The organism is Pseudoalteromonas sp. Isolate3 (assembly GCF_022398505.1).
Taxonomy (GTDB): domain Bacteria; phylum Pseudomonadota; class Gammaproteobacteria; order Enterobacterales; family Alteromonadaceae; genus Pseudoalteromonas; species Pseudoalteromonas apostichopi.
Map to the genome: position 1 here is coordinate 1 of NZ_JAKEVN010000210.1, position 2962 is coordinate 2962.

At 34.9% G+C, this 2962-nt stretch carries 1 protein-coding gene; it reads left to right on the forward strand.

Annotated features, from left to right (window positions below; genetic code table 11):
- On the forward strand, window positions 1-2848 hold a 2848-nt coding region (locus L1D46_RS20200), incomplete at its 5' end, for an ATP-binding protein (protein ID WP_239978131.1).
- Window positions 2849-2962: the final 114 nt, after the last annotated feature.

The window sequence follows — 2962 nt, forward strand, 5'->3', positions numbered from 1 at the left end:
ATGTAAAGTTAATTGTATTTTAAATAAATATAATGAATCCGATGAATTTTATAGTCTATTATTAAAATACAAACATACAGATTTAGATCATGCGCGCGTACTGCTGGTGAAAATGGATGATTTCCACCAACAAGGACTCTATCAAGAAGCACTAGATACACAATATCTAGCGTTAAAAGTATTAAATTTAACCCCGCCTTCTGAGTTAGAGAATTTAGATGCTCAAATCGTTAACGAAATCATGCTAATAGATACATACCTTGCACAGCACTCTATTGATAGTCTCTATGATTCTAATGACTTAGAAGATGAACAAATTTTATTATTACTCGATATTCTGACCAGCCTTTGGATCACCGCATATTTATTATCAGATGAGGATGTTGTTCAATGGGCATCAGTAAAAATGTGTAGCCTTTGCCTTGAGCATGGTAGGTGTGAACAATCTGCCTTTGCTTATATTCTTTATGGTTTTGTTTGTGTTAATAGGCTAAATGAATTCAAAAAAGCGGATGAATTTGGCAAAGTTGCACTAAAAATCGCTGATAACTACCCAAACCTAGCGTTACGCGGCAAAGTGTACTTTATGTACGGCTTAACGATTTGTCATTGGAGTAATCACCTTTCTTTTTCTACCAAAAGTTTTCGGCAAAGCTATCAATTCAGTTGTCAGGCTGGTGATTGGACATACGCTAGCTATGCAGCAGTTAATATTATTTCAAACTTAATAATAGAAGGCCTGCCCTTCACTGATGTTTTAACTGAGGCCAATAAGTACTTAAGTTTTTTAAAAGAAAAAAATGAAGAATCAACTAAAAGCTTTTTTATACCTGGCGCATATGTACCATTACTGCACTTAATGGATAAATGTGATAGCCATAATAGCTTTAACTGTGATGTTTTTAATGAACAGGAGCACCAACTTTATGCCAAAGACTCACCGATTATTCAAGCTTGGTATTACTATGCAAAAATCAGAGCGCTCTATTTAATTGGCCTATATGACGAAGCTCTAGCAATTATAGAGCATATTCATATCATCCCAATGGGTGTGCCAGGACAAATAAAAACACCTGAAGCCTATTTTTATTCATGTTTAATTCTGCTCGCTAAACCAGAAACTTATTTAGATTCTAGTAAATATCAGGACATGTTTAAGCACATGTTTGAACGCTTGAAAACTTGGAGTGACTCTTGTGAAGATAACTTCCTTCATAAGGTAAAATTGATAGAGGCTGAATTAGCAAGTTTGAATAACCAACCTTTCTATGAGGTATTTGATCTTTACCATCAAGCAATCGAGCTTGCTAAAGCAGCCGATTACAAACTGATTGAGGCATTAGCAAATGAGTTACTCGCAAATTACCTAGTGAAGCAAAGTAAACTTGAATATGTCATGCACCATCAGCAAATTTCTCAGACTATTTATAATCATTTATCAGTCAATGTTAAGGCGGCAAACTCATCATTACCAAACGATGAGATACCTGTTTTAACCAGTAATTCATCGATAGAAGTGTCGACTAGTTCAATTGCGCTTAATTCCATGATGCAGGCAGCTAATGTACTTTCAGAAGAAATGGTTATAGATAAGTTAATGAATAAATTAATTGCCATTGTTATGGAGTTTTCTGGTGCCTCAAAAGTTGCTTTGTTACTTAAGAAAAATTCAAAATGGTGGGTAGAAAATATTGGTATTTTGAATGAGCCAAATTTCCAGTTTGAACCTTTACCTTACTCTAAATCTACTGATATACCTGCCAGTGTTATCCGGTATGTGATTCGAACACAAAGTATGGCTTTAATTGGTAATGTGTCTGTCGATTCGGTTTTCACCAACGACCCTTACATTGAGAAGCATCAACCAAAATCTATTTTATGCTTACCACTTATCTACAAGAATCGAATCAACAGCATTGTCTATTTAGAGAATGAACTCACAACTGATGCCTTTGGCCAAAACCATCTAGATATGCTTAATTTATTGATTGGTCAAATGGCAATCTCAATCGAAAATTCAGTCCTTTATAGCCAAATGGAAGAAAAGGTTGTTGCCCGAACTAATGATTTAGAAAAATCACTAAAGCAATTAAAACAAACGCAAAATCATTTAGTCGAATCAGAAAAAATGGCTTCACTAGGTCGCTTAGTTGCAGGTGTTGCCCATGAACTTAATACCCCTTTAGGTGTGAGTGTCACAGCCTCTTCAAATCTGCTTGAATTAATAGAACAGCTACGCGTTGCATTTGAAGCACAAACTCTCACGCGTAAAGAATTTGTCTCTAGTATTGCAAATATTAACCAAGCAGGTTCTATTGTATACCGTAATTTAAATAGAGCTGCCGAACTTGTCGCTAACTTTAAACTAGTCGCTGTTGATACGAGTAACGATGAAGAGCGTGAAATCAATCTAAAAGAATATTTAACCGATTTAGTCAGCAGTTTATCTCCTGCTCTTAAAAAGGGTCATCATACTATCCAAATTGATTGTAGCGATGACTTAGTGATCAAGGTTGACCCTGGTGTTATCGCACATATATTCACCAATCTTATTTTAAATTCTTTAATACATGGCTTTGAAGATACACAAGAAGGTCAGATAACGATTACTGCAGAGCTTGAAGGCTCAAAACTTAGAGTTGATTTTCAAGATAATGGCAAAGGCATAACTAAAGAAGTACAAAGTAAGATATTTGAACCTTTCTACACGACTAAACGTGGGGCTGGCGGTAGTGGCCTTGGAATGAATATTGTTTATAATCTTATCGTTCAGAAGCTAAAAGGTACAATCAGCTGTCACTCTGAGGTTGGAAATGGCACTAAATTTACAATTTTAGCCAACTTTTAACCCATCTTCCTAACTTTTCTTAGTTAAATAATATTAACTTTTGTAACATAAAACCGGAATTTTCCTAGTTTTTTTTCATGAATTTATCGCTAAATTGTTTATAAACATTAGTAG